Here is a 20,609-nt window from a genome sequence, read left to right as displayed (position 1 = left end):
CTAGACCCCGCCCTTTCCGACAGCGTTTGTGAGTATCGTTGACGGACAAGAAACCAAGCCCGGGAGGCTTGTCGGTGCATAACTTGCTTGCAGGAAGCGGGCTGCATCTTTCGCAGTGCACTCTAGAGCCGAATCAGAACGAGGTTCGCTGTGGCCGCCTACAATCTGCGTCAACTCAAGTACTTCATCACCACCGTCGAATGCGGCAGCGTCGCTGAAGCGTCACGCAAGCTGTATATCGCCCAGCCGTCGATCTCCACCGCCATCAAGGGCCTGGAGGACAGCTTCGGCGTGCAATTGCTGATCCGCCACCACGCCCTGGGGGTGTCCCTGACCCCAAGTGGTGCACGCTTCTACCGCAAGGCTCAGGAACTGCTGCGCATGGCCAAGGAGTTCGAGCAGAACGCCCTGGCGGACAACGACGTGGTGGCCGGACAGATCGACATCGGTTGCTTTGAAACCGTGGCACCGCTGTACCTGCCGCAGTTGATCGCCGGCTTCAGTGCCCTGTATCCCGGGGTGGAAATCCGCATCCGCGATGGCGAACAGCAGGAACTGGTACAGGGCTTGACCGGCGGTGCGTTCGACTTGGTGATCCTGTACGAGCACGAACTGGACGGCACCATCGAAACCGAACCACTGATGCCACCGCAACGGCCCTATGCGTTGCTTCCCGCCGACCACCGCTACGCCCAGCAGGCCCAGGTTTCACTGCGTGACCTGAGCCTGGAACCAATGATCCTGCTGGATGTGCAACCGAGCCGGACCTACTTCGTCAGCCTGTTCGAGGAACTGGGATTGACGCCACAGATCGCCTTCAGCTCGCCCTCCATCGAGATGGTGCGGGGCATGGTGGGCCAGGGCTTCGGCTTTTCGATTCTGGTAACCCGCCCCCACTCCCAGTGCTCCTACGACGGCAAGCCGGTGGTGTGCGTGGATATTGTCGAGGACGTGACCGGCTCCGGCCTGGTGGCGGCCTGGCTCAAGCGTGGCCAGTTGACCAAGCCGGCGCGCCTGTTCGCCGATTACTGCAAACAGCACCTGGCCCGATAACCCCGGGCCCGGCGCTGTATCACGGCGCAGCTGCAGCCGGTCGGCCGACCTCGACGCGGCCGCCAAAAGCCCTGGCCGGCGGAGTAGCGCCTACCCCAGCAACCCCAACTCCTGGGCCCGTGCCACTGCCTGTGTACGTCGCTCAACCCCCAGCTTGCTGTTGATATGGCTGGCGTGGGTTTTCACCGTATGCAGCGAAATGAACAAGCGCTCGCTGATTTCCTGATTGGAACACCCCTGAGCAATCAATTGCAGCACCGACAGCTCCCGGGAACTCAACGACTCACTATGAGCCGCCTCGGGAAGCTCACGGGGAGCAGCAGGCAAACGCTGCAACAGAGCCTGAGTCAAAGCGGTCGACACACAGTGCTGCAATTGCTCGCGCATCCAGCAGGGGTGACTGCGGATCAAGCTCTCGAAAGGTTGCACTGCGCCCCCCACCGCTGCTTCCAGGGCCTGGGCAAAGTCCCGTCGTGCCTCTGCGCCGCGCCCGGACGCCAGCAACAGCAGGGTTTTCTGGGTCAGGGCCATAACGCTCAACAACTGCCGACCGCTTTGCTGGCCATGCTCCACCAATCGACTCAAGCGCTGTTCGGCCCGGGCGGAGTCGCCCTTGATGGTTTCCAGTTGGGCTTGCTGCAATTCGATGTGCAAGGGCAACTGCGGATGGAACTCCGGCGGCGCCGCAGCCTGTTCTCCAGTGTAGGTCTGGCCCAGACGCGCCAGCCAGGCCTCGGCCAGGTCGATGCGGCCCTGGGCCAGCCAGAGCTCGCACTTCACCAGAGTGATCATCGCCAAGTAGTAGATCGGCGGCACGTCCCAGATATGCATCAGGCGCTCGGCCTCGGCCAACTCGGCAAAGGCCCGGGAAAACTCGCTCCGCAGGCCTTCCTGCTTGGCGATCACGCAATGGGCGATCAACACGCTTATGTCGCGACAGGCCCGCGCCTCCAGCAACCCGGCCTGTAAACGCACCAGGCCGGCCTCAGGCTGGGCACGCAGCGTCAACAGATAACCTTCATACAGGGTCAGCCGGGCCCGCACCGCGTACAGCCGCTGAGCCGACAGTCCCTGCAGCCGTCGCAGCCCTTGGTGCACCTCCTCCAGCGCTCTGAGCACCTCGCCCCGCGCCTGCAGAACCCGGGCCCGATCGTAATGGGCCAGGGCCTCGAACAACGGATTGCCGACCCGCTGCGCCAACTCCAGGGATTCGCGATTGAGACTGCGGGCGCGCCACAGGTCGGCGTCGGTGATCGCCAGGTTGGACAAGGTCGACAGACACATCAGGCGCTGTCCGTAACGCTTGTGCGGCAGGCTTTCCAGAGCCTCGCCGCAGTAGGCCAGGGTCCGTTCCCGCTGGCCCCGCCCACGAGCGATGATCCCGCTCAAGGCCAGCCATTGCGCCAGCATCGACTTTTGCGCAGTAGCCGAAGGCGCCGGCAGGAAACGACTCAGGTGATCCGCCAGTTCCTCTGCCGCGTCCAACTGGCAGGCCAGGCCCAGGGCCCAGCTGTAGAGCACGATCAGCCGCGGTGTGCTGATCAGCAGGCTGTCGGGCAGGTCCATCTTCCAGCGCAGCAGCATGCCGACATTCTGCTCCGCCAGCAGTTGCTCCTCCGACAGGTTCTGCACCAGGTTGGCCGCCACATCCAGGTGTCCGGCACGCAGCGCCTGCTCCACGGCTTCATCCAGCAGCCCCTGAGCGTTGAACCAACGACAGGCACGCAAATGCAGGCTGGCGGCCGGCACCAGGGTATTGGCCGTGGGTCGGGTACGCAGCAGATCGGAAAACAGATGGTGATAGCGATACCAGTGCCCGTGTTCGTCCAATGGCACCAGGAACACTTGGTGAGCCTGCAGGAAACCCAGGATCTCGGCACTGTCATGCGCTTCGCGCAGGGCGTCGCAGAGCTCGGCGCAGAAGCGCTCCTGGGGCGCCGTGTCATAGAGGAAAGCCTGGACCTCGGCGGGCAGGCAGTCGATGACCTCTTCCAGCAGGTAGTCGCGGATCAGCCCTTCGCCCCCATGCAGTCCCTGAGGCAAGGTGCCCAGCGCACCAGCCTCGGACGCTGCCAACAGCCAGAAACGCAGCCCGGCAACCCAGCCCTCGCTGCGCTGGATCAGGCTTTCCAGAGCCTCGCCGCGCAAGGAACTGCTGTGGCGGTCCAACAAGCTCAGGGACTCGTCATGGGTCAGGCGCAAATCCTGCTCATGCAGCTCCAGCAACTGTCGTGAAAGCCGCAGCCGCGCCAGATGCCAATCCGGACGCTGGCGGCTGGTGACCAGCACCAGCAGGCCGTCGGGCAGGTGATTGAGGAAAAACTGCAAGCAACGATCAAGCACCGGCCCCTGGGCCAGGTGATAGTCGTCCAGGACCAGCAACAACGGCCTGCTGCTAGACAGGTGAAGCGCCAGTTCGTCCAGCAAGCCATCCAGCCACTCTTCAAAGGCGAAAGGCTGATGGCGCTGGCGCATTTTCAACAGACCGAGAGACTGCCGGCCCAATTGGGGAAAGTACTGCTGCAAACCGGCCAGCAAGCGTTCGAGGAAACGCCCGGGATCGCTGTCCCGGCGGCTCAACCCCAGCCATAGGCTCTGCCAGTTGCCCGGCAAGCCCTGGCAAAACTCCACCGCCAACGAGCTCTTACCAAACCCGGCCGGCGCACTGACCAGCAACAGCCTGCCCTTCAACCCGGCACTCAAGCGTTCGCAAAGACGCGGCCGCTGCACGTATCCGTCGGGCAGAGGGGGTCGATAGAAACGCCCTTCCAACGCAGGAATCACCGCGCTGGCAGACCGTTGAAGGGGGGACAGCTCAGTCATGGCCAACTCTTATTGATGTAGGGTTGTCGGCGTAGCAGATGCCCGCAGACTAGCGGTAAAAAGCGACCTGTTGAAGATTTTTGCGACCATTCGAGTGAAAAAGACTATGACCAAATGGGTCAGATACAGCTGATTGATCAGTCGTTATTTCGGTTGTTTATCCGGCAACCTACTAATTCATCTGGAGAAAGCCTGCCGGAACAGCCTAGATTGTTGTGCATATCTGCGAATCCACAATCGTCCAGGCAAAAAAAAGCCCCGAGCCAGTCGGGGCAATTTCCGAGGATGCGGCCTCTATTTGCAGCGGATCAGCGAACCCCGTCCTGACGCAAGGCGGCTGGAGTGAAGTCGCTGGTGGTCGCGGTGAAGCCGAAGTCATACGCCTGCTTCTCTTCGTTCTTCATGCCCAGTGCCAGGTAGCGGCCGGACTGCAGGTCGTAGAGGGTTTCCAGGGCATACCACGGCACTTGCTTGTCGTAGTAGTTCTCGGCGTGGGCTTCGGCCACACGCCACAGTTGACCACGACCGTCATAGTGGTCGATCACCGCGGCCTGCCAGGTGTCTTCGTCGATATAGAAGTCACGTTTGGCATAGATGTGCCGCTGACCTTCCTTCAAGGTGGCGACCACATGCCAGACCCGACGCAGCTCGTAGCGAGCCAGGTCCTGGTTGATGTGCCCGGCCTTGATGATGTCGGCGTACTTCAGGCTCGGCGAGTCGAGCTTGTAGCTGTCGGAGGCGATGTACATCTCCTTCTTGCCTTCCAGTTTCCAGTCGTAGCGATCCGGCGCACCGTTGTACATGTCCAGGTTGTCGGACGTCCGCAGGCCATCGGCGGCGGTACCCGGGCCGTCATAGGAGACTTGCGGGGCACGGCGCACACGACGCTGGCCAGCGTTGTAGACCCAGGCCGAACGCGGCTCCTTCACTTGGTCGAGGGTCTCGTGGACCAGCAGCACGCCACCGGCCAGACGCGCCGGGGCCGTCACCTTCTGCTTGAAGTAGAACAGGATGTTGCCCGGGTTTTTCGGGTCGTAGTCCTTCATCTTGTCGCGGAACACGAACTGGTCCTGGAAGTACACCAGGCTGTAGGAGCCGTTGGCCTGTGGCGTGGCCTGGGTCACCAGACGGGTCACGCTGCCACCGCGATAGCGGGTGATGTGGTTCCAGATGACTTCCACACCGCTTTTCGGGATCGGGAACGGAATCGCGGTTTCGAAGTTCTCCAGGCCGTTGCCGCCGGACACCAGGTTGGTGCTGGTGGCATTGCGTTTGATGGCGGCGAACACCTCAGCAGGCACCGTGGCCCCGCGATGAGACGGGTAAACCGGCATCTTGAAGGTTTCCGGGTAGCGCTTGAACATCGCGTACTGCCCGGGGGCCAACTTGTCCTTGTACTGCTCGACGTTCTGCGCAGTGATCGTGAACAGCGGCTGCTCGCTGCCGTATGGGTTGGACAGGAAACCCTTGCTGTCCACGGTACCGGCGTTGGTTGCCAGGGGTTTCCAGGCGGGAATGGTACCGGCAGCGTTACCGGCCATCTCCGCGCCCATCGGCGTCAGGCTGGTGCCCAGCTTGGCCGCTTCATCGGCCGAGACCGCGGCCATGACCCCGGTGGCCAGCAGTGACAGTCCCAGCACACCGATGTGCAACAGACTCTTGGTGATGTTCATATTGTTGTTCTTCCTGAAAATGCAGTGTGCTTAGAAGTTCACGCCAACGCTCAAGGCGAGGAAGTCCCGGTCATCCACGGTGCTGTAGTCGCCACCAAAGAAGTTGGTGTAGGCCAGGCTCGCGGTGTAGGTGTTCTGGTACTCGGCATCCAGCCCCAGGCTGATGGCCTTGCGGCCTTCCTCGAAGTTGGCGCCAGGACCTGGCGAGTAGCCCTTGACGTCATGGGACCAGGCCACGTTCGGCTTGAGGTTCACACCGGCGAATACATCCGGGTATTCCCAGATCGCCCGGCCGCGGTAACCCCAGGAGGTGGCGGTGGTGAAGCCGTCGTTGTTGCAGTTGGAAGTGAGGTTACTGGCATCGGCTCCTGGGCCTGCGCCGGCAATGGTGGCGGCATTGAGCACCCGGCAACTGTTCTGTCCACCGGGAGTGGCAGGCAGGGCACCAGGACCGAACACGGGATCACGGCCATAACGCACATCCGATTTGCTCTCCAGGCCACCCACACGAGTGATCCCGAGTTCGCCTACCAGGGTCAGGCGGCTGGCACCCATGACCTGGTCGAAGAAGTGCGTGAAGGTGGTCTGGAACTGGGTAATCTCTTTACGGCGATAGCCATGAAGGTCTTGTCCAGGAATCCCATCGAGCAAGGAAGCATTGGTGAAGTTGCCTCCCAGAGGCCGGACAGCGGAGTAGAGGATATCGGTGCTGTTCAACTGAACCGGCGCATTCGGCCGATAACTCAGTTCGCCGCTCCAGGCGGTCCCTGTAGGCAAGGTGGTGGAGAAGCTCAGCCCGTACAGGCGGATGTCTTCCGGATACTCGACAAAGTACTTCGAGTTACCGGCAATCCACACCGGCGCCAACGTGCCAAAGCCCGGGGCGATGGTATAGGCCGACTGAGGTGCACCGGTGGCGCTGAAGATCGGCGCACGGCTGTGATAGTTCATGAAGTAGGCGCCGAATTCGGTGTCCAGCGGCTCGAAGTTGTAACGGAAAGCCACACCGAACTGGCCGCTGTCACGGGCATCGCGGTCGCCACTGCGACGCACCAGCGCACCCTCTTCATTGACATCGACGCCACGCGCCTGCATCGCCGCCAGGGCCGCCCGGCCCGGGGCCGTGGCGGTGATGGTCGAACGCTTGGCGAGCAGACGCAGATTGTCGTCACAGCCATCGGAAATGTTGTCCGGCTGCGAGAAGAAGGTCCCGCAGTTGTCGGTAACGGTCTGGTCCCATTCCAATTGATAGAAAGCTTCGGCCGACAGGTTCTCGGTCAGGTTCTGGGAAATGTAGAACATGTTGACCGGGATCAGACCTTCCTTGACCTCGGCACCGGGACGGCGGAACGCCGACACGTCGATCGGGTTGATCGAGTTGATACCGCCGCCAATGAAGGTACTTTCACCCCAACTCACTACCTGCTTGCCCAAACGCACCGAGCCCGGTTCATCGGCGATGGAGTAGTTGTGATAGACAAAGGCATCGAGGATCTGACCGCCGGAGGACTTGGCGCCTTCCTTGCGGTTGTTGTCACTGATGTTCTTGAAGTCCATGTCTTCGTCTTTGAGCTTGAAGTCATACCAGTACTTGCCCCGCACAAACACACCGGTATCGCCGTACTTCAATTCCAGGTCATGAATGCCCTTGAAGATCTTCGAGAAGGTCTGCCCCTTGTTGAAGTTCAAGTGGCCGTCATCGGTGGTCTGGGACAGACCCTTGCCGCCATTGTTGACCCCGATCAGGTCCTTGTTGCGTCCGGCGGTCGACCAACTGGCCCCCACCGACAGGGACGAATCGAAGCTGCCTTCGATTTCACCGATATTGAAGCTGACGCCGAATGCAGGCCCGGCGAGCGTGGAGGCGAGACCGACGGCCAGGGGCAGTTTCGCCCGGCGCCAGAACTGGTTTGCTGATGTCATCGACGCTACTCCATGTGCATTATTTTTATGGCAGTACGCTCTTCTGAAAACGCTTCGAATACCGGTTGGATGAACACTTGCCCGATTCCGAAGTTGCATGGCGCGAGCACCCCACAGTGCTCCGTTGTTCAGAAAAATCCGTAGGCGGACTATATCCAGCAGGGATTACTGCTTGATCCCTCTAAAGTGTGATTTGCAGCCGACCACCGCATTGGAACAGTCCTTTGCCACAACCGTTGAAAGACGGCGCGGTAAGGATGGCTGAAAATCTCGTGAGCACAAGGCAAAGGCTTGTCGGATGGGCATGCCGTGCCCGGACGGGCACGGCAGAGGACGCTCAAAGCGTGGAGAGGAAGGTGCTGTTACTGGCTTGCCATTCGCTGATGTCGACGCGGATGCGCTTCTTGTCGAGCTTGCCAACGCTGGTCTTGGGAATTTCAGTAACAAGGGCGATCTGACTGGGAATCGCCCACTTGCTCAGGTGCCCCAGCTCCACGAACGGCTTGAGGTGTTCCTTGAGCTCACGGGCACCAATCTCATGGCCTTCGCGGATCACCAGCAAGGCAAACGGGCGCTCGCCCCACTGTGGATCGGCGATGCCCACCACTGCTACTTCACGTACCGCCGCATGGCGACTGATGAGGTCTTCCAGGTCCAGGGAGGAGATCCACTCGCCACCGGTCTTGATCACGTCCTTGATCCGGTCACGGATGTCGATCACCCCCATGCTGTCCAGGGTCGCCACGTCGCCGGTGTGCAACCAGCCGCCGTCCCAGAGCTCGGCTCCCTTCTGCGGTTCGTTGAAATAGCCTTCAGTCAGCCAGGGCGCACGCAGCACCAGCTCGCCCAGGGACTCACCGTCCGCCGGCAGGAAGTTGCCCTCGGCATCGATGATCGCTGCCTCCACCAAGGGCCCTGGCACCCCGGCCTTGATCCGGTAAGTGGTGCGCTCGTCTTCGCTGCCCGCCATCAGTTCATCGTTGAGGTGAGCACAAGACACCAGCGGACCAGTCTCCGACATGCCATAGGCGGCCGTCAGTTGAATCCCCTTGGCCTTGGCCGCCTCGTACAGCGCACGGTTCAGCGCACTGCCGCCGATGACGATCTTCCAGCCACCGAAATCGGTGTTCTGGGCCGCCTTGGCATTGAGCACCATCTGCAGGATGGTCGGCACACAGTGGGAGAAGGTGACCTTCTCCCGGCGCCACAGCTCCACCAGGTACTCCGGGTCGTAACGCCCGGGATAGACCTGCTTGAGCCCAAGCATGGTGGCCACATAAGGCAGCCCCCAGGCATGCACATGGAACATCGGCGTAATGGGCATGTACACATCGTTGGTGCCTAGCAGGCGCACACTGTCGATGGAGCCCATGATGGTGGAGACGCCCATGGTGTGCAGCACCAGTTGCCGATGGGTGAAATACACCCCCTTGGGATTGCCGGTGGTGCCGGTGGTGTAAAAGGTGGTGGCCACCGAATTCTCGTCAAAGTCCTCGAACTGATACTGGGGGCTGGCGGCGGCCAGCAAGGTCTCATACTCGCCCACCAGATTCGGCAGTTCGGCAGTCTTCTGCGGTGCGTCGGTGAGCAGCAGGGTTTTCTCCACCGTGGTCAAGTGCCCGGCGATGGCCTGGTACAGACCGACGAACTCGCTGTTGACCAGCACGAAGCGGTCCTCGGCGTGGTTCATGGTGTAGAGGATCTGCTCCGGTGACAGGCGCACGTTGATGGTGTGGATCACCGCACCGATCATCGGGATAGCGAACATGCACTCCAGGTAGCGATGGCTGTCCCAGTCCATCACCGCCACGGTATCTCCGGCCTTGACCCCGGCCGCAGTCAACACATTGGCCAGACGCGCCACCCGCTCGATCAGGGTCGGATAGGTGTAGCGCAACTGGTCGCGATAGATGATTTCGCGGGTTTTCTCGTAGCGCGCGCCGGACATCAGCAACCGCTTGATCAGAAGCGGGTATTGATAAGCGCCTTCGGCGGGGGGAATAACACGAGTCTGCAACATAAGAATCCCTTTTCTGACGGCTCGGTCGTGACTGGAGGATGACCACTCTAAAGTTCCCGTGCGCCGGCTAAATCAGCCAAAGGGATGATTTGCAGGGCCGCACCAATACTAGCTCCAGGCCAGTATTCGCGCGGTTCAGGAGATCCTGCGTGCCCTGTCCGGGGAGAGCGTTCAATGCATCTCGGTGAAGGCCAGTTTCACGCCGATGGCGATCAGCACCGCGCCCATGGTGCGGTCGAACCAGTGGCCCATGCGGGCGAAGCCGGCACGCACCCGTTGCTGGCTGAAGAGCATGGCTACCAGGCAGAACCAGACTGCTGTGGCCGCCGCCAGATACACGCCATAACCGGCCTGGATCGCCAGGGGCGTGTGCGGGTTGATCACCACGGTGAACAGCGAGAGGAAGAACAGGGTCGCCTTGGGGTTCAAGCCATTGGTGACAAAACCGGAAGTAAAGGCACCGCGCGCGGTACGCTCTCCGGCTTCCTTGTGCAGGTCGTCCGCCGCCGGCTTGGCCGGCTGAGCACGCAGGGCCTTGTAGCCGATATACAGCAGATACGCCGCCGCCAACCACTTCAGGGCGTTGAACAGCACGATGGACTGGGAAACGATCAGGCCGATCCCCAGCAGCGAGTAACCCACGTGCAGGAAGATCGCACAGCCCACTCCCAGGGCAGTCCAGGTACCGGCGCGACGGCCGTGGGTGACGCTTTCGCGCACCACCACGGCAAAGTCCGGGCCGGGGCTGGCCACCGCCAGCAAGTGGATCAGGGCAACGGTCAAGAACTCGGTGAGGTACATGCAGGCTCCTGTGTATGTCTAATTATTTCATCTGTTAGGCTCGGCAGATTACGCCTTAGATCCCTCGTGCAAAAGGTACAGTTCATGATCAACAATCGCCGCGCCGTCTTCCTCGATCACAGCTCACTGGACCTGGGCGACCTGGATCTGAGTGCGCTGCATGAGTGCTTCAGCCCCCTGCAAGTGCATGCCCACACCCCCGCGGAGCAAGTGACCGAGCGCTTGCAGGGTGCCCAGGTCGCCATCAGCAACAAGGTGGCCCTGAGCGCCGAGACCCTGGCGGCCTGCCCTGATCTGCAACTGATCCTGGTGGCCGCCACCGGCACCAACAATGTCGATCTGGCCGCTGCCCGCCAACAAGGCATCAGCGTCAGCAACTGCCAGGGTTATGGCACTCCGTCGGTGGCCCAGCACACCCTGATGCTGCTGCTCAATCTCGCCACTCGGGTTGCCGACTACCAACAAGCCGTGGCCGCCGGCCGCTGGCAACAGGCCAAGCAGTTCTGCCTGCTGGACTTCCCCATCATCGAACTGGCGGGCAAGACCCTGGGTCTGCTGGGCAATGGCGAGCTGGGCAGCGCCGTGGCACGCCTGGCCGAAGCCTTTGGCATGCGCGTGGTATTGGGGCAGATCCCCGGACGCCCGGCTCGAGCCGATCGCCTGCCGCTGGAGGAACTGCTGCCACAAGTGGATGCCCTGACCCTGCACTGCCCACTCAACGAACACACCCGAAACTTCATCGGTGCCCGGGAACTGGCCCTGCTCAAGCCCGGCGCCCTGGTGGTCAACACCGCCCGCGGCGGCCTGATTGATGAACAGGCCCTGGCCGATGCGCTGCGCAGTGGTCATCTGGGTGGGGCGGCCACCGACGTCCTGAGCGTCGAGCCGCCGGTGAACGGCAATCCACTGCTGGCCGGTGATATCCCACGCCTGATCGTCACGCCGCACAATGCCTGGGGCAGCCGCGAAGCTCGCCAGCGAATCGTCGGGCAACTGACGGAAAATGCCCAAGCCTTCTTCAGTGGCGCCCCACTGCGTGTCGTGAGTTGATAAACTTCGCCACTTTTTTCGGGTGCGGATCATGGACACACGCAGTGAAGTACTGTTACGCCAGGCTCAATTGTTTCAAGGCTCACTGCTGCTGGCCGGCCTGACCGCGGATGACCTGCTCGGGCGTCTGCCCAATGCCCGTGGCTGGAGCTGGCACGCCGGTGACCACGCGGCCCTGGAGGCACGCTTTCCAGGCCGCAGCCACTTTGGCGTAGAAGCACCGGCAGAACCCTTCGACAGCGCCGTGCTGTTCCTGCCCAAGTCCAAGGACCTCACCGACTACCTGCTCAACGCCCTGGCCTCACGCCTGGCCGGACGCGAGCTGTATCTGGTGGGCGAGAAGCGCAGCGGCGTGGAGAGCGCCGCCAAGCAACTCAACCCTTTCGGCAAACCGCGCAAGCTCGACAGCGCGCGCCACTGCCAGCTGTGGCAGGTCACGGTCGCCAACGCTCCCGAACCGGTGGCGCTGGAGAGTCTGGCCCAGGAATACGAACTGCCCCTGGCCGAAGGTCCATTGACGGTCGTCAGCCTGCCGGGCGTGTTCAGCCACGGGCGCCTGGACCGCGGCACCGCGCTGTTGCTGGAGCATCTGGATCACTTGCCCGCCGGCCACCTGCTGGACTTCGGCTGTGGCGCCGGGGTGCTGGGGGCCACAGTGAAGCGCCGCTACCCGGACAACAGCGTGACCTTGCTGGATGTGGACGCCTTTGCCGCCGCCAGCAGTCGCCTGACCCTGGCCGCCAACGGTCTTGAAGCCGAGGTGCTGACCGGCGACGGAATTGATGCCGCGCCCATGGAATTGAACTGCATTCTGACCAACCCCCCCTTCCATACCGGGGTCCACACCGATTACCAAGCCACAGAAAACCTGCTGCGAAAAGCGGCCAAACATCTGCAAAAAGGCGGCGAACTACGGGTAGTGGCCAACAGCTTCCTGCGCTACCAACCCCTGATCGAAGAGCACCTCGGACCCTGCGCAATCAAGGCCGAAGGCCAGGGATTTCGGATTTATCGGGCCAAACGCGGCTGACCTTCTTTTCGCAAACAAGGCTTGCCGAATGGAGTTTGCCTAGGCAGAATCCGCTCCGTCCTAGGGGAGTAGTCTCCCACGAGCGCCACGCTCGTCCGGCATGCGTCAACATACTTGGTCCTCAGACCATGGCGCATGCGACCCAAGAGTCCGCACAGACGGACCGCAGGGTTTGACAAGACCTATGACACGCACACCTTACCCGGGGCGGGAAGGCTGTACGTGTCATAGCCGTGTCGACCCGCCCCTTAGGAAAACCCTGATGATGCTGGATTCTCTCCTCGTTCCCACCGCAATCGTTGCCTTGGCCGAAATCGGCGACAAGACGCAACTGCTCGCCCTGATTCTTGCCGCGCGCTTTCGCAAACCCTGGCCCATCATCGCCGGCATCGTCGCCGCGACCCTGGCCAACCATGCGGCCGCCGGCGCGGTAGGTGCCTGGTTCGGCAGCTTCTTCTCGGACGCGACCCTGCACTGGATTCTCGCCGCCAGCTTCACCGCCACCGCCCTGTGGACCCTGGTTCCAGACAAGATGGATGACGATGAAGCCACTACCGCACGCAAGTTCGGGCCTTTCCTCACGACCCTGATCGCGTTCTTCCTGGCTGAAATCGGCGACAAGACCCAAGTCGCTACCGTCATGCTGGCGGCGCAATATCCGGATCTGTGGCTGGTGATCATCGGCACCACCCTGGGCATGCTGATTGCCAACGTGCCGGTGGTTCTGGCGGGTAACTTCGCCGCGGACAAGCTGCCCCTGACCCTGATTCGTCGCCTGGCGGCGACGGCCTTCTTCATCCTCGCCGTAGTGGCGGTGTACAAGGCCATGCAGATCAGTGGCTGGCTGTAAATGAAATCGCCGGCAAGTCGACTCCTACACAACCTGCAGGAGCCGGCTTGCCGGCGAAAGCCTCAGCGCAAATGAAGCAATGGATCAGGACTTCTTGGCCTGCTCATACAACGGCATCACCTTTGGAATCGCCGCCTGCAAGGAGGCGATACGGCTGGTGGAAGCCGGGTGAGTACTCATGAACTCGGGCGGCGCAGAACCACCGGCAGCCTGGCCCATCTTGTTCCACAAGCTGATGGCCGCGTTCGGGTTGTAACCGGCGCGGGCAGCCAGCTCCAGACCAATCAGGTCCGCTTCGTTTTCATTCTCGCGGCTGTTGGGCAGAGTCATCAGCAGGCTCACCCCGTTGTCGCCCAGGGCTACGGTTTCCTGCGAGACACCGAACAGGGTAGCGATCTGCTTGCCTGCACCGACCGCGTACTGCTTGGACATCGCTTCACGACCATGCTCGCGCAGGGCGTGGGCAATTTCATGACCCATGACCGCAGCGATTTCATCGTCGGTCAGTTTCAGCTTTTCGATCAGCCCGGAGTAGAAAATGATCTTGCCGCCAGGACCGCAGTTGGCGTTGAGCTCGTCGCTCTTGATCAGGTTGACTTCCCATTTCCACTGCGCGCAGTCGGGACGGAAGGTCGGTGCCTGGGCAATCAGGCGATTGGCAATGACCTGCAGGCGCTTGGCATTGGCACTGGTCTTGTCCAGTACGCCTTGGCTGCTGGCCTCACCCAGAGTCTGTTGATAAGACTGGGCGTAGGACTGGTTGACTTCAGCACTGGATAGCATGCTGAACATCGACTGCTTGCGATCCACACCCACCACGCCACCGCTGGTGGTATTGACCGTTTCACAGCCGGTCAGCAGCACAGCAGCGCTCAACGCACATACGAGTAACGACTTCTTCATCATGAAACCTCCCTGAAAACATGGCGCGTATCCTAAGGGCGGAACTGTGTCCGCGCCAGATGCAAAACACGCATTCAGTCGCAATTCAGATACATCCAGATCCAGACGAAAAATCTTCACATTTCGCCCGAGGCCGCCAACGGCCTGCAACACGCCCCCGCCAATAACGACCTTTAACCATCTGAAACAGTCATTTCTCCTCTCCAGGCTAATGACCGGCGAGGCTGCGGCCGATACAGCACGGCAGACCTAAATTCCTGCGCCCGGAGCCTCTATGAAGTTCAAGTCGATCCAGTTTTCCGTCGCCACCCTGGCCGGTGCCATTGTCCTCAGCGTGGTTGTAGCCCTGGTGCTGTACGCCCTGTTCTCCGGGGCCAAGACCCAGCAAATGGTGCAAGAGCGGACCCAGGCCCAATTCGAGCAAGTCATCGAACAGCGCCTGAGCGGCCTGGCGCAGACTCAGGTCAGCCAGATCCAACGGGAACTGGAAGCGCCACTGCTGATTGCCGGCGGCCTGGTGCGGGTCAATGCCCTGATGGGCACCCAGGACTCCCAAGGCCATGCCGGACTCAGCCTGAACCGTGAACAGCTGATCGCCCTGATCAAGGAGAACGTCACCCAGAATCCGAAGATCCTCGGCGCCTACATCGCCTGGGAGCCGGGTGCCATCGACCACAACGACGCGGCTTACATCGGCACCTCGGTGGTAGGCATGGACGCCGCCAACGGGCGCTTCCTGCCCTGGTGGTTCCGCAACGAAGACGGCAGCCTGGGCCTGGACAAGCTGGCCGACGTCAACGACCGGACCCTGCTCTCCACCGGCGTGCGTACCAGCGAGTACTACCTGTGCTCCCAGGACAGCCTCAAGTCCTGCGTCATCGACCCCGCTCCGTACAAGGTCGGCGACAAGGTGGTGATGCTCGCCTCCTTTATTCAGCCCATCCTGCTCAACGGCAAATTCCAGGGCATCGTCGGCGCTGACCTGTCGGTGAACTTCATTCAGGACATGCTGGTCGCTGCCAATCAGAAGCTCTACAACGGTGCCGGGGAAATGGCCCTGATCGGCGGCAACGGCCGTCTGGTGGCCTACACCAAGGATTCGAGCAAGTTCGGCGAGAAAGTCAGCGACGTGCTGCGCCAAGACACCGTGGCCAGACTGTCCAACCTCAAGCGCGGCGAAGTGACCTACAACGTCGACCAGGCCAACGGCCAGATTGCCCTGTACCTGCCGTTCGGTATCGGTCAGACCGATGCCAACTGGACGCTGATGCTGCAACTGCCCCTGGGGGCGGTGATGGCCGATCTGGACAAGCTGCAAGGCGACCTGGCCGAACAGCGCAAGGCCGACACCTTCGGCATGGCCATGGTCGGCTTGGTGATTGCTGGCCTCGGCCTGCTGGTGATCTGGTTGGTGGGGCACGGCATCGCACGTCCACTGCGGCAGATGGTGGCCATGCTCGATGATATCGCCCAGGGCGAAGGTGACCTGACTCGGCGCCTGACCAGCGACCGGGCCGACGAGCTGGGCTCCATCGCCAAAGGGTTCAACACCTTCCTGGCCAAGCTGCAGGCAATGATCAGCCAAGTGGTGACCTCGGTACAGAGCGTCAGCGATTCCTCGGAACATACCGCCGATATCGCCATTCGCACCAACCAGGGCGTACATAAACAGATGGTGGAAATCGACCAAGTGGCCACGGCAGTGCATGAAATGACCGCCACCGCCCAGGACGTGGCCCGCAATGCGACCCAGGCTGCGCAAGCGGCCAGTCATGCCGATCAGGCCGCCAGCCAGGGCATGCAGATCGTGCGCGACACCTCCAGCTCGATTGGCGCCCTGGCCGAGGAAATCGGCCGCGCAGTGGGCGTGGTGCAGACCCTGGCCAAGGACAGCGAGAACATCAACGCGATTCTTATTGCCATCCGTGGGATTGCCGAGCAGACCAATCTTCTGGCCCTTAACGCAGCGATCGAGGCAGCACGAGCAGGCGAACAGGGCCGCGGCTTTGCCGTGGTCGCCGACGAAGTGCGCAATCTGGCCCAGAAGACCCAGCAGGCCACGGAAGAAATCCAGTCGATGATCCAGCAGCTGCAGCAGGGCACCCGGGAAGTGGTGCGGGTCATGGAAGACAGCCAGCACAAGACCGACCAAAGCGTGGAGCATGCGGCCAAGGCAGCCCAGGCTCTGGAAACCATCACTCAGGCGGTATCGGTGATCAACGACATGAACACCCAGATCGCCAGCGCCGCCGAGGAGCAGAGCGCAGTGGCCGAGGACATCAACCGCAACGTGATCAACATCGGCCAGGTGGCCAACGAGGTAGCAAGCGGTGCCGATGAGTCCAGCGCCGCCAGCGCCGGGCTGACCAAGCTTGCCGAACAGCAACGGCGCCTGATCAATCAGTTCAAGGTTTAATCCGGCAGCACGCCGCCGCTCCATCCCTCTTGGAAGCCGGCTTTTCGGCGAAGGTGGCTCAAGGCCCTTGCGCCGGCAAGCCAGCTTCTATTGCCAGCCAATCAGGCGGGGGTCAGGCACTCGGGGCCGTTGAGCTTGGGGTCGTTGACCAGGTTGGCCAGGACCCGCTCGCGCAACACGGCGGGCGGTTGAGCGAGCAAAGCTTGCAAGGCAGGTAGCGGCGTCTCGGGATCGAGCCAGACTTCCTGGGCAGCGGCATCCAGGATCAACGGACGACGCAGATTGGCAGCCGCCTGAGTCACCACCGCAGTACTCAACCAGACCTGTTCCTGTACCGGATAGGCCTCCCAGATCGCGGCAAAGAATATCGACGAACCCTCACCCGGCGTCAGCCAATAAGGCCGTTTACGACTTCCGCCGCGCCATTCATAGAAGCCGTTGGCCGGTAACAGACAGCGGCGTTCACGGAACGCCTGACGAAACATCGGCTGCTCCGCCAGGGTTTCCGCCCGGGCATGAGCCGGGGTACGCGACAGGTCCGTCAGCCAGGGCGGGGTCAGCCCCCAACGGGCCCGGGCCAGCATGCGCTGGCCGTTTTCGACCCGCTGGATCAGCACCGAATCATTGGGCGATATATTCCACTGCGCGCGCTGATCCTCGGGAAATCCCGGCAAGGCGGCAAAAGCGGGGTTCCAACGAAACAGGGCATAACGTCCACACATGGGGCAATACAACTCTCGGCAAATCGGCGCTCAGCCTAACAGACCAGCACCCCGGTAAAACTATCCGGCTCTTCAAAGGGCAATGGCTGGGCCGCATTGTACGCAGCGATCAGTTCCAGCGCCTGCTGCGCCTGATCATTCTCCACCGTCAGCCCCAGCAGTCCGAACAGCGGTAATTCCCCCGCCCCGCCCAACAAATCGCGCCCTTGCAGGTGTGCCTCGATACCCTCGCTCGCCAGCATGCACTGGAGCAACTCGCCTTCCATCAGATTTTCCGGCTCATAGATGCGCTGCATAAGAACCACGCCCCACTCAGTCATTTTCACTGTGGACATCGAGCATCCACTCCCGACCATCGGTTTGCAGCGTGAAGACAATGGGCCGGCAGCACACCGGGCAGTCTTCGATATAGGTCTGGTCGCCGGCGGACAGGTCCAATACAGCTTCTGCCTGTTCGCCACAGTAAGGGCATTGATAATGGTCGGTTTCCAGCATCGCCGTCTCCAGAGTGACTTATGCGTATAATCGCCGGTCTATTTGCAGGGCTTTTTTTGTTTGAGCTGAACTTTCAGACCATGCCCGGCTTTTTTCGATACAGACCTTTTCTTACCCTAGCCGTTTCTAACAAGAGAGCATGATGGGCGAATTCGATGCCATCCGACCTTACCACGACAGCGAAGTACCAGCGGTGCTGGCCCGGCTGCTCAGCGACAAGGCGTTTCTAGATATCCTCACCCACTTCCGCTTCCCGCGTTTTGCCAATACGTTCGGCTGGCTGCTCAAACCCCTGATTGCCCATCGCCTGCGCCGCGAATTCGCCGGGGTCACTTCGGTGGCGACCCTGCAGGACAAGGTCGAGTTCTACGTCGACCACACCATTGAACGTGCCACCGACGGCGTGACCTATACCGGCGTCGAGCAGTTCAAATCCGGCACCGCCTATGTCTTCCTGGCCAACCATCGCGACATCGTCATGGACCCGGCCTTCGTCAATTACGCGGTGTATCACGCCGGACTGCCGACACCGCGCATCGCCATTGGCGACAACCTGCTGCAGAAGCCGTTCGTCAGCGACCTGATGCGCCTGAACAAGAGTTTCATCGTCCATCGCTCCATCAGCGGGCGCCGGGAAAAACTCGCGGCCTATCAACTGCTCTCGGCCTATATCAACCATTCGATCCGCAACGACGTCCAGTCGATCTGGATCGCCCAGGCCGAAGGCCGGGCCAAGGATGGCGACGACCGCACCGAGTCAGCGATCCTCAAGATGTTCCACATGAGCCGCAAGGACGAGCCGTTTGGCGAGGTCATCCAATCGCTGAACCTGACCCCGGTGTCCATCAGCTACGAATATGACCCCTGCGACCAGGCCAAGGCCCGGGAGCTGTACATCCGCGCCACCACCGGCAGCTACACCAAAGCGCCAGGGGAGGATGACGTGAGCATCGCCAAAGGCATCACTGGCTATAAGGGCCGGGTCCACGTGAACTTCGCCGCCCCCATCAGCGAACTGTTCGAAGACACCAAGCAATTGGCCATGGAAATGGACCGGCAGATTCTCGGCGGCTACCGCCTGTTCCCGGTGCATTACCTGGCGTATGCCCAGTGGAGCGATGCCGACCCGCAACTGCAGGTACCGAGCGCCGCCGAGGTCTTCGCGCCACAGGAACTGGCCAAGGCCGAGGAAGAATGGCAGCGCCGGCTGGACGCCTGCCCACCGGAGCACCGCCCTTACCTGGTGCTGCAATATGCCAATCCGGTGCGCAATCAGTACCGGGTCAAGGCAGGCCTGGCGCTGTAATCGCGGCACTGCAACGCACAACGGCGCCCGCGGGCGCCGTTGTCATGTCTGCGGTTCAAGGATCGGTCAGAAACGCGTACTGATCCAGGACACCAGCAATGCCAGCCCCAGGCAAGCGAAACCGAAGCGGTAGAAGAATCGGTTCATTCGTAAAGTAGCGGGGTCCAGCATGGGTTGACCCAGCCCCCGGTCTTCACTCTGGACGGCCAGGTTGGCCAGGGCCCGCCGTTCACGGCAACGAGTGGCGTGCAGCAGCCAACTGCCCGGGCAAGCAAACAGCAGGGCCAGCAGGTTGATCAATTTGGCAGGGTGGGCGTTGAACATCGACCAGATCAGTTGCAGCGACATCATGAACCTCGAATGAAACCTGTATTCGGGTCGTCGAGTGCACCCGCGGCGCGGATTCTACTCAATCCCCGGATAAACGCGGGGGCTTTCCGACCAGTAACGAGGTGTCGACCCATTAATTTGAAACGTCATCTTTTCGTCATCTAAACAAGCCAGTCTGTTGCCCCTCGATGCCCCACGGAGCTTGTCATGCTGCACGCAGAAAACCAGGATCGCCTTTACCTGATAGCCCCCAGTGAAGAACAGCAAGCGCTAGTGGGCGCCCTGGCCTTCAACGTTCAGGACCGGCATTGGCTGGTGTATTGCGCCCTGGGCGGACATCAGCATGCGGACTTGCCGGAAACCGATCTGCTGACCGGCGTCAGCATGCTGGACTTCTACGTCGAGGCGGCCTGACACGCGAACAGCAAAAAGCCCGGCTGCCTGATGGGCAGCCGGGCTTTTTAGTGACGGAGCCAGTAGCGGGCATGAAGCCGCAGCGGCGCCTTACTCGCCGAGGATCTGGCCGACGGTCGGGTCCTTGAACAGACGGGTCAGCGCATCGCTCAGTACGTCGCTCACCAGCTTGGTATTGGTGTCCTGGTTCGGCGCCATGCCGAAACGCTGGTCAAGGGAGGCGCCATAGCGACCGCTGTAGCGACGGTTGGCGTTCTGCACATCGGAACGGAAAGTGGCGCCAATGGTGGCCTCGGTCACGTACAGGCCCTCTTTGGGCGACTGGTACTTGAGCTCGGCCAGGGTCACGGTCAACTGCGGAGCATTGCTGCCGCCAGCGGTCGGGGTGAAGCCCAACAGACGTACCGCGGCTTCGGCCTGGGCCTGCAGTTTCGGCAGGATCTGCGCGCTCTGCACAGTAATGGCGCTGGTTTCCGGGTACAGACCGCCACGGGTACCCAGGGTCGGCGATGGACGTCCATCAACCACTTTCACCACCACCGGCTGGCCATGGCCGACGGGGGCCAACTGGGTCGTGAGCTTCGGCTCCGGGCTCAGTTGTTGCGGGCTGTGGGCGCAACCCACCAGCGACAGGCTGGTCACAGTGATCAAACCGAACAACAGGCGTTGCAACATGCTCATCTCTCCAGGAATCAGGCACAAACAGGGCCGCAGTATAGCGGTGCATAACCGCGACGAACCAGCGTCAGGCAAGAGTTAGTCAAGTCTCAGACAGGTGCCGTACAACCAGGTTCCTGTAA

The 20,609-nt window shown here is 61.5% G+C and carries 18 protein-coding genes, 1 pseudogene and 1 riboswitch; of the genes and pseudogenes, 8 read left to right on the top strand and 11 right to left on the bottom strand.

Annotation, left to right across the window (positions count from 1 at the left end; genetic code table 11):
• Window positions 1-150 precede the first annotated feature (150 nt).
• A complete protein-coding gene (locus Q8O96_RS06145; protein ID WP_102860294.1) occupies window positions 151-1,053 on the top strand; it encodes a LysR family transcriptional regulator in 903 nt (300 codons plus the stop codon).
• 90 nt (window positions 1,054-1,143) lie between these two features.
• Here Q8O96_RS06145 and Q8O96_RS06140 read toward each other — a convergent pair whose 3' ends face one another.
• From Q8O96_RS06140 to Q8O96_RS06120, 5 genes are all read right to left on the bottom strand, one after another.
• A complete protein-coding gene (locus Q8O96_RS06140; RefSeq protein WP_102860293.1) occupies window positions 1,144-3,876 on the bottom strand; it encodes a LuxR C-terminal-related transcriptional regulator in 2,733 nt (910 codons plus the stop codon).
• A 308-nt stretch (window positions 3,877-4,184) separates the two neighbouring features.
• Complete coding sequence (locus Q8O96_RS06135) at window positions 4,185-5,549, bottom strand: DUF1329 domain-containing protein (RefSeq protein WP_102860292.1); 1,365 nt, start codon at window positions 5,547-5,549, stop codon at window positions 4,185-4,187.
• A 30-nt stretch (window positions 5,550-5,579) separates the two neighbouring features.
• The gene (locus Q8O96_RS06130; protein ID WP_102860291.1) at window positions 5,580-7,472 is read right to left on the bottom strand and encodes a DUF1302 domain-containing protein; all 1,893 of its coding nucleotides are present in this window, start codon (window positions 7,470-7,472) and stop codon (window positions 5,580-5,582) included.
• A 337-nt stretch (window positions 7,473-7,809) separates the two neighbouring features.
• Complete coding sequence (locus tag Q8O96_RS06125) at window positions 7,810-9,492, bottom strand: fatty acid--CoA ligase (protein WP_305948554.1); 1,683 nt, start codon at window positions 9,490-9,492, stop codon at window positions 7,810-7,812.
• 171 nt (window positions 9,493-9,663) lie between these two features.
• Entirely contained in the window at window positions 9,664-10,293 is a 630-nt protein-coding gene (locus Q8O96_RS06120) for a LysE family translocator (RefSeq protein WP_102860289.1), read from the bottom strand.
• Window positions 10,294-10,377: 84 nt separating this feature from the next.
• On the opposite strand from Q8O96_RS06120, the gene Q8O96_RS06115 reads away from it, so the two are divergent.
• The 3 genes from Q8O96_RS06115 (at window position 10,378) to Q8O96_RS06105 (ending at window position 13,223) form a co-directional block, all read left to right on the top strand.
• A complete protein-coding gene (locus Q8O96_RS06115; RefSeq protein ID WP_102860288.1) occupies window positions 10,378-11,343 on the top strand; it encodes a 2-hydroxyacid dehydrogenase in 966 nt (321 codons plus the stop codon).
• A gap of 31 nt (window positions 11,344-11,374) precedes the next feature.
• A complete protein-coding gene (locus tag Q8O96_RS06110) occupies window positions 11,375-12,373 on the top strand; it encodes a class I SAM-dependent methyltransferase (protein WP_305948553.1) in 999 nt (332 codons plus the stop codon).
• Window positions 12,374-12,424: 51 nt separating this feature from the next.
• A riboswitch (yybP-ykoY riboswitch) is annotated at window positions 12,425-12,546 on the top strand.
• 92 nt (window positions 12,547-12,638) lie between these two features.
• Window positions 12,639-13,223, top strand: a complete 585-nt coding sequence (locus Q8O96_RS06105) for a TMEM165/GDT1 family protein (protein ID WP_102860988.1) — start codon at window positions 12,639-12,641, stop codon at window positions 13,221-13,223.
• An 84-nt stretch (window positions 13,224-13,307) separates the two neighbouring features.
• Here Q8O96_RS06105 and Q8O96_RS06100 read toward each other — a convergent pair whose 3' ends face one another.
• The gene (locus Q8O96_RS06100; protein WP_102860286.1) at window positions 13,308-14,126 is read right to left on the bottom strand and encodes a M48 family metallopeptidase; all 819 of its coding nucleotides are present in this window, start codon (window positions 14,124-14,126) and stop codon (window positions 13,308-13,310) included.
• A 274-nt stretch (window positions 14,127-14,400) separates the two neighbouring features.
• Between Q8O96_RS06100 and Q8O96_RS31190 the strand changes: the two are divergent.
• A pseudogene (locus tag Q8O96_RS31190) lies at window positions 14,401-15,687 on the top strand (HAMP domain-containing protein); the annotation flags it as partial.
• Window positions 15,688-15,699: 12 nt separating this feature from the next.
• A complete protein-coding gene (locus Q8O96_RS31185; RefSeq protein ID WP_371826167.1) occupies window positions 15,700-16,542 on the top strand; it encodes a methyl-accepting chemotaxis protein in 843 nt (280 codons plus the stop codon).
• Between the two features lie 101 nt (window positions 16,543-16,643).
• Here the strand turns inward: Q8O96_RS31185 and Q8O96_RS06090 are convergent, their stop codons facing one another.
• Genes Q8O96_RS06090 through Q8O96_RS06080 form a run of 3 tightly spaced genes read right to left on the bottom strand, consistent with a single transcriptional unit; the run spans window position 16,644 to window position 17,759 of the window.
• Window positions 16,644-17,264 carry an SOS response-associated peptidase gene (locus Q8O96_RS06090; RefSeq protein ID WP_102860284.1) on the bottom strand — a complete coding sequence of 207 codons (621 nt, stop codon included), beginning with the start codon at window positions 17,262-17,264 and terminating at the stop codon, window positions 16,644-16,646.
• Between the two features lie 35 nt (window positions 17,265-17,299).
• Complete coding sequence (locus Q8O96_RS06085) at window positions 17,300-17,560, bottom strand: putative signal transducing protein (RefSeq protein ID WP_102860283.1); 261 nt, start codon at window positions 17,558-17,560, stop codon at window positions 17,300-17,302.
• 16 nt (window positions 17,561-17,576) lie between these two features.
• Window positions 17,577-17,759 carry a CPXCG motif-containing cysteine-rich protein gene (locus Q8O96_RS06080; RefSeq protein WP_016967048.1) on the bottom strand — a complete coding sequence of 61 codons (183 nt, stop codon included), beginning with the start codon at window positions 17,757-17,759 and terminating at the stop codon, window positions 17,577-17,579.
• 139 nt (window positions 17,760-17,898) lie between these two features.
• On the opposite strand from Q8O96_RS06080, the gene Q8O96_RS06075 reads away from it, so the two are divergent.
• On the top strand, window positions 17,899-19,065 hold the full coding sequence (locus Q8O96_RS06075) for a 1-acyl-sn-glycerol-3-phosphate acyltransferase (RefSeq protein ID WP_102860282.1): 1,167 nt from the start codon (window positions 17,899-17,901) through the stop codon (window positions 19,063-19,065).
• Window positions 19,066-19,131: 66 nt separating this feature from the next.
• Here Q8O96_RS06075 and Q8O96_RS06070 read toward each other — a convergent pair whose 3' ends face one another.
• Window positions 19,132-19,413, bottom strand: coding sequence for a hypothetical protein (locus Q8O96_RS06070; RefSeq protein ID WP_162884090.1), 282 nt, complete (start codon window positions 19,411-19,413; stop codon window positions 19,132-19,134).
• A 189-nt stretch (window positions 19,414-19,602) separates the two neighbouring features.
• Between Q8O96_RS06070 and Q8O96_RS06065 the strand changes: the two genes are divergently transcribed.
• Window positions 19,603-19,809: a hypothetical protein gene (locus tag Q8O96_RS06065; RefSeq protein WP_011063378.1), complete on the top strand. Its 207-nt coding sequence runs from the start codon at window positions 19,603-19,605 to the stop codon at window positions 19,807-19,809.
• Window positions 19,810-19,899: 90 nt separating this feature from the next.
• Here Q8O96_RS06065 and Q8O96_RS06060 read toward each other — a convergent pair whose 3' ends face one another.
• Window positions 19,900-20,484 carry a YajG family lipoprotein gene (locus tag Q8O96_RS06060; RefSeq protein WP_102860280.1) on the bottom strand — a complete coding sequence of 195 codons (585 nt, stop codon included), beginning with the start codon at window positions 20,482-20,484 and terminating at the stop codon, window positions 19,900-19,902.
• Window positions 20,485-20,609 lie beyond the last annotated feature (125 nt).

The organism is Pseudomonas sp. LPH60, assembly GCF_030718165.1.
Lineage (GTDB): Bacteria > Pseudomonadota > Gammaproteobacteria > Pseudomonadales > Pseudomonadaceae > Aquipseudomonas > Aquipseudomonas danubii.
Note: the sequence above shows the minus strand (reverse complement) of the source record. Positions and strands in the feature narration are given on the sequence as shown.

Excerpts from the sequence above, each read along its gene's own strand:
- Q8O96_RS06140 (WP_102860293.1), bottom strand. The coding sequence starts at position 3,876 with ATGACTGAGCTGTCCCCCCTTCAACGGTCTGCCAGCGCGGTGATTCCT.
- Q8O96_RS06135 (WP_102860292.1), bottom strand. The coding sequence starts at position 5,549 with ATGAACATCACCAAGAGTCTGTTGCACATCGGTGTGCTGGGACTGTCA.
- Q8O96_RS06130 (WP_102860291.1), bottom strand. The coding sequence starts at position 7,472 with ATGACATCAGCAAACCAGTTCTGGCGCCGGGCGAAACTGCCCCTGGCC.
- Q8O96_RS06125 (WP_305948554.1), bottom strand. The coding sequence starts at position 9,492 with ATGTTGCAGACTCGTGTTATTCCCCCCGCCGAAGGCGCTTATCAATAC.
- Q8O96_RS06120 (WP_102860289.1), bottom strand. The coding sequence starts at position 10,293 with ATGTACCTCACCGAGTTCTTGACCGTTGCCCTGATCCACTTGCTGGCG.
- Q8O96_RS06115 (WP_102860288.1), top strand. The coding sequence starts at position 10,378 with ATGATCAACAATCGCCGCGCCGTCTTCCTCGATCACAGCTCACTGGAC.
- Q8O96_RS06110 (WP_305948553.1), top strand. The coding sequence starts at position 11,375 with ATGGACACACGCAGTGAAGTACTGTTACGCCAGGCTCAATTGTTTCAA.
- Q8O96_RS06105 (WP_102860988.1), top strand. The coding sequence starts at position 12,639 with ATGCTGGATTCTCTCCTCGTTCCCACCGCAATCGTTGCCTTGGCCGAA.
- Q8O96_RS06100 (WP_102860286.1), bottom strand. The coding sequence starts at position 14,126 with ATGAAGAAGTCGTTACTCGTATGTGCGTTGAGCGCTGCTGTGCTGCTG.
- Q8O96_RS31185 (WP_371826167.1), top strand. The coding sequence starts at position 15,700 with ATGATCAGCCAAGTGGTGACCTCGGTACAGAGCGTCAGCGATTCCTCG.
- Q8O96_RS06090 (WP_102860284.1), bottom strand. The coding sequence starts at position 17,264 with ATGTGTGGACGTTATGCCCTGTTTCGTTGGAACCCCGCTTTTGCCGCC.
- Q8O96_RS06085 (WP_102860283.1), bottom strand. The coding sequence starts at position 17,560 with ATGCAGCGCATCTATGAGCCGGAAAATCTGATGGAAGGCGAGTTGCTC.
- Q8O96_RS06080 (WP_016967048.1), bottom strand. The coding sequence starts at position 17,759 with ATGCTGGAAACCGACCATTATCAATGCCCTTACTGTGGCGAACAGGCA.
- Q8O96_RS06075 (WP_102860282.1), top strand. The coding sequence starts at position 17,899 with ATGATGGGCGAATTCGATGCCATCCGACCTTACCACGACAGCGAAGTA.
- Q8O96_RS06070 (WP_162884090.1), bottom strand. The coding sequence starts at position 19,413 with ATGTCGCTGCAACTGATCTGGTCGATGTTCAACGCCCACCCTGCCAAA.
- Q8O96_RS06065 (WP_011063378.1), top strand. The coding sequence starts at position 19,603 with ATGCTGCACGCAGAAAACCAGGATCGCCTTTACCTGATAGCCCCCAGT.
- Q8O96_RS06060 (WP_102860280.1), bottom strand. The coding sequence starts at position 20,484 with ATGTTGCAACGCCTGTTGTTCGGTTTGATCACTGTGACCAGCCTGTCG.